General features: G+C 61.2%; 7 protein-coding genes and 1 tRNA gene. 4 read left to right on the plus strand and 4 right to left on the minus strand.

From position 1 onward, the window contains the following. The coding region (locus ACO48X_RS03180; RefSeq protein WP_485000469.1) for a hypothetical protein at window positions 1–245 on the plus strand (245 nt) is incomplete at its 5' end. 297 nt (window positions 246–542) lie between these two features. Here ACO48X_RS03180 and ACO48X_RS03185 read toward each other — a convergent pair. The 3 genes from ACO48X_RS03185 to ACO48X_RS03195 form a co-directional block, all read right to left on the minus strand. Beyond that, complete coding sequence (locus ACO48X_RS03185; RefSeq protein ID WP_485000470.1) at window positions 543–1,007, minus strand: hypothetical protein; 465 nt, start codon at window positions 1,005–1,007, stop codon at window positions 543–545. A gap of 125 nt (window positions 1,008–1,132) precedes the next feature. Continuing rightward, window positions 1,133–1,429 (minus strand): hypothetical protein, encoded by a 297-nt coding sequence (locus ACO48X_RS03190; protein ID WP_485000472.1) that lies wholly within the window; start codon window positions 1,427–1,429, stop codon window positions 1,133–1,135. A gap of 12 nt (window positions 1,430–1,441) precedes the next feature. Next, window positions 1,442–2,518 carry a hypothetical protein gene (locus tag ACO48X_RS03195; RefSeq protein ID WP_485000474.1) on the minus strand — a complete coding sequence of 359 codons (1,077 nt, stop codon included), beginning with the start codon at window positions 2,516–2,518 and terminating at the stop codon, window positions 1,442–1,444. A gap of 687 nt (window positions 2,519–3,205) precedes the next feature. Here ACO48X_RS03195 and ACO48X_RS03200 point away from each other — a divergent pair. After that, window positions 3,206–4,696, plus strand: coding sequence for a ParB N-terminal domain-containing protein (locus ACO48X_RS03200; RefSeq protein WP_485000476.1), 1,491 nt, complete (start codon window positions 3,206–3,208; stop codon window positions 4,694–4,696). Window positions 4,697–4,699: 3 nt separating this feature from the next. Next, entirely contained in the window at window positions 4,700–5,575 is an 876-nt protein-coding gene (locus ACO48X_RS03205; RefSeq protein ID WP_485000478.1) for a DNA adenine methylase, read from the plus strand. A 293-nt stretch (window positions 5,576–5,868) separates the two neighbouring features. On the opposite strand, the gene ACO48X_RS03210 is transcribed toward ACO48X_RS03205, so the two are convergent. Continuing rightward, window positions 5,869–5,957 (minus strand) — tRNA-Ser (locus ACO48X_RS03210). A 541-nt stretch (window positions 5,958–6,498) separates the two neighbouring features. Between ACO48X_RS03210 and ACO48X_RS03215 the strand changes: the two genes are divergently transcribed. Next, window positions 6,499–7,012: ATP-binding cassette domain-containing protein (locus tag ACO48X_RS03215; protein WP_485000480.1), on the plus strand; the 514-nt coding region annotated here is incomplete at its 3' end.

Below are 7,012 nucleotides of genomic sequence, written 5' to 3' on the forward strand. Positions count from 1 at the left end.
GGTGGTTCACACCCGGCCGTCCGGCCTACTGGATGCCCAAGGCGGAGCGCGAAGCCGCAGCCGCGCAGCGCAGGATCGAACGCGAGGCGCTGCGGCAAGAACGCGCGCAACGGCAAGAAAGCGCGCGGAAGGAAGAACGCGCGCAACGGGAGGACCGCGCGCAACAGCAAGAAGGCGCGCAACGGGACGACCGCCCACAGGGGAAAGAACCCACTTTGCAGGAAGAAGACGCGAATAAGGTCTGAGGGACGAGCGAGCTCAGAGGGCCTGAAGGACAGGATGCCGGGCCCCGAGCGGATCCGTGAGCTTGAGGGAACGGCAGTGCCAGCGAGATGGCGAGCCAGTGCTTCCCCGAGCGACCCGCGGGCCGAGAGCGGGATGCCCCTGCGGCGGCATTCGCCGAGGGAACGACCCTGCAAAAGAGCGTCAGGAATGTGCGGAGCAGCGGGCGGGGCGACGGCGGACTAAGCCGAGTCCCGCGGGCCTAGGCCGGGTCTAGGAAAGCAACGCCCGGGCCAGGTTTGTTTGCCGCCAGCACGGTCCTAGCTTTGTCGGCTGTTCTCCTCAGCCCCCTGTTCTTGCCTCTGGCGCTCTCTCGCCTCAGGCTCTTTTTTGTCTCCGCCGCTCTTTTTTCGCGCCTTCCGCATAGCCCCCAAGCCGAGAAGGAGGAACCACAGGCCGGCTATGGCGGGGCCGCATATGAGAGCAAGGGCCTGCCTGCGGGCACTGGGACTCGAATCGCCGCGAATCGAGATCTCGTGTATCTCCTGATAGTGAAAGACAGCGTAAACGGCAATGAAAGCGAGCCCGAGGGCTCCTGCCAGCAACGTCGCCGACATGATGGCGTCACGTCGATTCGCCTTCCACACCAGGGCAAAGCAGCCTATGACGGAAGCGACAATGAGCGACGTCGCCCCGAAGGCAACGGCTTTGACGTTGGGAAATCCGGCGCCCGCCGCCACGAATCCGGGAATGCCGACTATGACGGCGACAACGGACAAGGCCAAGCGAGGACGGCCGGTTCTTCCGGACGACGGAACGGCTCCCGAATCCTCTGTTTCGGATACCCCACGGCTCTTACGTCCGTCGTCGTCCTGAGGCCTCGCGTCCCTTGCGCCGCTCCCAGCAGCCTTCATTCGGGTTTTTCCATAATCCTGTCGGCCGCGCCCGGTTCCTTCTCAAGCTTCTCGACTTCTTTCCGAATCGCCTCGAGATTCGGACGAGCCTCGCGGACTCGCCTTCCAAACCACTCCGTTGCCGCCAGGTCGCGCATTGTTCGCTTACCGGCAAGAATGTCGTCGATGAGCCTTCTGATCTGCGGATCAGCGTCATTCTTCATCTTCCTGAGCGAACCACGAAGCGCGTCGTCCATAGGCGATCCTGCCGGGATCGACGGGAGGACGGGTTTGAGATCATCTTGATTTGTCATCGCAACATCATCCTATTGCTCTGAGAAATTGGGGTTGTAGATGGTCAAAGGGCCGCCCGATCCATGAACCAGACCGAGGGTCATACTGCATACGCCCGTAAATGCCTCTACGCACGTCCAGACCTTCCCGAGAATATCGAAAAGCTGTCGTATCGCACTAAGCATCCTGATTACGGCGGCACCCGCCGCCACGTACCCCACGATGGGGCCCACTACCGTGGCAAACGTCGCTGTGCCAGCAGCGGCAGAGGCGATGGCAGCGATCCCCATATCCGCAACAAGTCGCAGACTCCCCGCCAAAGCGTCCGCAGTGTTGTACACACCGACCGCTACGGCGTGGTACGAATTTGAAATCTTTTTTAAACGACTAGAAGCATCGCCGAAAGACGTTCCCATCTTCCCTAAAGCTTCGCTGGCGGCGTCAGAAGCGCCTCCGTCCCAGTCGGGATCCACATTACCCCAGTAGTTCTTTGTCTCAGCGCCAAGCTCCTTGAAGTAATCCGACATCTTTGACAAGGCGTCCGAAGCGACCGAGAACGTTTCCCAGTCTCCCGCGATTGTGTTGCCTATGGCGGCAAAAGGGTCGTGCTCGCCTTGACCTAGAATGAGGTCCAGAACGGCGTCGGCCGCCGCGCCTAACCAATACGATGGGGAAACTGAGTTTCCGACCATGCCCAAAGCGTTGAACACCGTCGCGAAAGTCGTTTGGGCCGCCGGCGCAGTCAGCTTGCCGGGAGCCGTCGACGAGGCTCCGGATCGAGCCGATGCGACATCTGCTGGCGTGTAGTGTCCGTCGAACAGCTCGGCCGAAACACGCTCGTTCTCTTGATAACTGCGGACACAGCCGTCAACGCAGTCCGCAGCTCCGGACGTCGCCTTCTCGGTATCGCTTATCCACGTGGTCAGAGCGTCTTCGATCTTTTTCGCTTGACCCAGGACAGCAGTGGACACACCCGAAACCTGTCCACTGGCATTGAGGTTGATGTGGGCACTCTGATAGGTTTTCGCACTCGACACCGTATCGGAAAGTCCTCTATAGCTTCCCGAAAGATAGCCTAGAGAATCCAAGTCGACTTTAACATCGGCCATTACACACACTCCCTTGAGATAGAATGTCTTAGTCTAATAGCGTCTATTGTATGCCTTTATTGCCGAAACAAACAGACACTAAGGAAAAAACGGGGCCTTTCACACCCATTGACCGCGTGGCCGTCTTCGACGACGCATAAACATGTCTGTTTCGCTAAAGCAATTTCCTTAGCTAGTTTTCTATATCCCAGGAGGCTTATTTATCACTTCTGACTTTTCGAGAAAGAGCTTCATTCGGAACATCATTATTCAACTTCGAAGAGAGGGCGCAAGGCATTTAAGTCTGATATGGTAACAAAGTGGGTTGAAGACAGATGTTTAACCTTTTGTATTTTCCTCCTCTTCGGCACCGGTTTGTTTTCCCACCGGTCGGCGGCGGCGCGTAAATCGACGATCTTGAAACGCTCTGAAGGTTCCAAGCTCATTCAATGCGCAGGCGGTCCGCTTGGACTTTCGAGATACAGACAGCACCTCAGAGACAGCGGGTGCACCCCAAGCCGTCGGGCTCACCTGCTCGAGCGCAGCAACGCTCCCTCGCTCAACACCTTCGTTGAGAAACACGGAACCACCGTCAACGTCGTGATCCGCGACGCCGTTGGTCGACCTCGCCACCGCCTGAACCGCGATATCCTTACTGCTAAGCAAGACCTTCCCATCGCTTACCTCTATGTCGGAAAGGCTCCCATCGTGGTCACAATCGGGCACAAGAACCGATCCATCAAACGCCTCCACCTCGATCTACGAAACCCTCGCCTCGGCCGACCCGCCGTAGACACCGAGGACGAGGCCATGGGCAGACTGCTGAAGGAATTCAGATCCAAAATCGTCAGCCTGGCCAAAAGCATCGCCGAGCACGGACTCAACCCCACTGAGTCGTGGGCGATCCTCCACGAGGACGGCAAGTACGTCGTCTTGGAAGGCAACCGCCGCCTCGTCGCCTGCCGGCTCCTCGACAACCCCCGCAAGGCCCCCGACCCGGAGACAACTGCGACCTTCGAGCGCATCAAACAAGGAGTCCGCATCACTGGCTCCTACCTGAACCCCAGCTGCGTAGAATTCAAGCACCGCGCCGACGCCCGCTACTGGATCCACCTCAAGCACCACGGCGCCGGCAGCGGCGAAGGCACCGCGGCATGGGGTCCAGAGATGGTCTACCTCGACCAAGTCGACAGCGGCAGCAGCCCGGTGGAGTGGAACGAGTTCTGGTACTGGCTGGAAGAGACTTACCGGCACGATCGCGCACTGGTCGACCTCATCGACCAAGCCCGACGCGAGCAGTACACCCTCAGCGTCGACGTCGACACCGAGAAGATCAAGCCGTTTATCCACGAACTCATTACCGGGATGCTCACGTCCCAGCCCAAGGACCCCAATGCACCAGGCGCAGCTGACATCCTCGTCATCTCCTCCCGCACCCTCAACAGCCGAGACTCGGCCGCCAGGAAACTGGCTGACGTGTGGAAGGACACCATCGGCGACACCGACGTCACCCCCACCGCCCTGACCAGCGCCGGTACAACCAGGCCAGCCCAGGATGCCGGAGACACCGAGCAGGCGCCTGGCCCTTCCAGCGCGTCCTCCTCCACCGCAGGAACCGGAGCCGCAGACATACTTGCCTCAGGAGCCACTACCGAGCAGAAGAAGACCCGCTCGGAAGACGGCTCCCGAACCCGCCAACCCAAGCCTCGCAAGAGTGAGACCCACCTCTACCACGGTGTACAGCGCACCCACATGCCCGACCGACTCAGGAACATGCTCAAGGAATGCAGACAACTGGAGATCGCCGTATCCCCGGAGACGGCGTCGGTCATGGCGCGAGTTATGGTTGAGGCCGCCGTCGACGCGCTCATCGACCACCAGAGCCTCGAGCCGAAAGGCAAGCAGCTCACCGACAAGCTTGCCGCCGTCATGCGTCACCTTGACCCCCTCCTGGACTCCAAGAAGCCCACCCGCCCAGACCTAACTGGAACATGGGCAGCAGTACGCACAGATACTGCCAACGGACACTTCGTCCGAGACCTCCACAACTGCGTACACTCTTATGAGTTCACCGCCGCACCCGAGATGGCCAAGCGAGCAAACGCCTTGTTCACGCCCCTGCTCAACGCCATCAACACCGGACTCGGCAACCCACCCACTGGGGTGGTGTCTACGAGCAACCAAAAAGGGCAGGCTTGACCTGTGAGGTACCTGTCCCCCCTGCGCTACCCAGGCGGCAAAGCCCGCCTGGCCCCCTTCTTCACACGCCTGATCCGTTCCCAGATCCCCGCCCCAACCCACTACGCCGAGCCCTACGCCGGCGGCGCCGGCGCCGCCCTACGCCTCCTGACCGACGGCACCGTCGACCACATCCACATCAACGACATCAACGCCGGAATCGCCGCGTTCTGGCGCACCATCACTACCCCCGACGGCGCCAACGCCTTCAACCAGCTCATCAGCAACACCCCCGTCACCATCGACCAGTGGCACCACCAGCGAGCCATCTACCAGGCCGGCCAGACAGACGACCTCACCCTCGGCTTCGCCACCTTCTACCTCAACCGCACCAACCGCTCCGGCATCCTCGACGCCCGCCCCATCGGCGGCCTCGACCAGACCGGCAAGTGGAAGATCGACGCCCGCTACAACAAGCCGGCCCTCATCGAGAGGGTCAAGCACGTAGCCGCACTCGGCCACCGCATCCACGTCACCCAGCTCGACGGCCTCGACTTCCTCACCACCATGGAGACCCACGCCACCGACGTCCTGGTCTACGCCGACCCGCCTTACGTCGAGCAAGGGGGACGTCTCTACCTCCACGCATTCAATGCCGATGACCATCAGGCCCTGGCTGACAAACTCCTGACCGCCACCTATCCATGGCTCCTGACCTACGACGATCAGGAAATCATCTGGGCCGATCTCTACAACGCCGCCCGTTCCGCCCGCTTCAGCATCGCCCACACTGCTGCCATTCAACACATCGGCAAGGAAACCATCGTTTATGGGTCCACCCTCACCGTCCCCACAGGCCTCGAAATCACCCCCGGCGTCTACGCCTCCTGGATTGCCTAACCTGTAAGCCTACCGGTCGCTGGTCGATCAGGCCCTCTGGCAGCAAGCCCAGAACGTGCTGGACGCCCACCGGTGCGGCCAGCGCGAACGCCCGCACCGCCACTGCCTCAAACCCGTCCTTCGCCCAACTGACCGCACTGGCCAGACCCCACACACCCGGCAAAGGCCAAGACACAGCCGACAAAGAATCCCCCGCAACAAGCAAAAAACAACCAAGAAACCGCCCCGCCGCCCCCCACATACAACAAACGAACCCTGGTCACTCCATGACCAGGGTTCGCATAAAACGATTGTGGCGGTAGCGGCGGGATTTGAACCCGCGGTGGCTATTAACCACACAGCATTTCGAGTGCTGCACCTTCGGCCGCTCGGACACGCTACCGCCGACTATCGTAGCGGCATAACCCCGCACAGCGCCACTCGGCAACCTGTAGGCCGGGACACATCGCCGGATTGCACGTCGATTGTGGAACCAATGCCCGGGTCCGCGCGACCGAAGCACGCGCCAAGCCGTCACGCCGCGCATTCGCCGCACGCCGCCGACGTCGTACCCGTCTTTCGGGTCTCTCCACGCCGTCGGCGCCCCCGTACGCAGAGCCGTCCCGCCTTCGAGACTTCCAGAGATTTCCCCATCCCGCGGCGCCCCGCGTACGCAGAACCGTCCCGCAAGCAGACCGACACGAACGCCCGCTGAAACGCAGACCGCGCCTGAAGGCGCCCGCCGACGTCGCCAAACGCCTTGGCCGACAGCGGCGTCCGCTCAGTCGCGACAACTATTTCATCATCTAGAAGAAATTCAGCTCCGGTCTCGTCGAATACGCACACTTACACCTCTTACTCAGCCAAAATAATCGTCCCAGCAACACTTCAAATTAATTCATCACCCATTGAGGCGGGGCATGGTCTTTCACTAGCCTGAAGCCATGAACGAAGCAATCGTCATCGACGATCTCAAAGTCACGCGAGGTTCGCGGCGGGTTCTCAAGGGAGTGAGCATTTCCCTTGAGAAAGGCTCGATCACCGGGCTGTTGGGGCCGTCGGGTTCAGGAAAGTCCACGCTCATTCGGTCGATCGCAGGCGTGCAAAAGGTCGAATCGGGAACGGTTACGATTCTCGGCCGTCCCGCGGGCAGCCGCGCCGCTCGCGCCTCCGCCGCTTACAAGGACCTCACTGTGCGCGAGAACGTCGCGCACTGGGCTCAAATAGCGCGGGCGCCGGCGTCGGCGGCAGACGAAATCATCTCGCAGCTCCGGCTGACGGACCGCGCGCATGCCCTGGCCGCCGACATCTCCGGCGGCCAGGCTTCCCGGCTATCCCTGGCCTGCACAATGGTCGGCAACCCGCCGGTGCTGCTCCTCGACGAACCCACCGTGGGCCTCGATCCCGTGCTTCGCGAGGAAATCTGGGGCCTCATCCGCGAGCGCGCAGCCGCCGGCA

This window comes from Peptidiphaga sp. (assembly GCF_057238965.1).

What these genes read in the sequence shown, in the direction of transcription:
- ACO48X_RS03190 (WP_485000472.1), bottom strand. Translation starts at nt 1,429, where the DNA reads ATGACAAATCAAGATGATCTCAAACCCGTCCTCCCGTCGATCCCGGCA.
- ACO48X_RS03195 (WP_485000474.1), bottom strand. Translation starts at nt 2,518, where the DNA reads ATGGCCGATGTTAAAGTCGACTTGGATTCTCTAGGCTATCTTTCGGGA.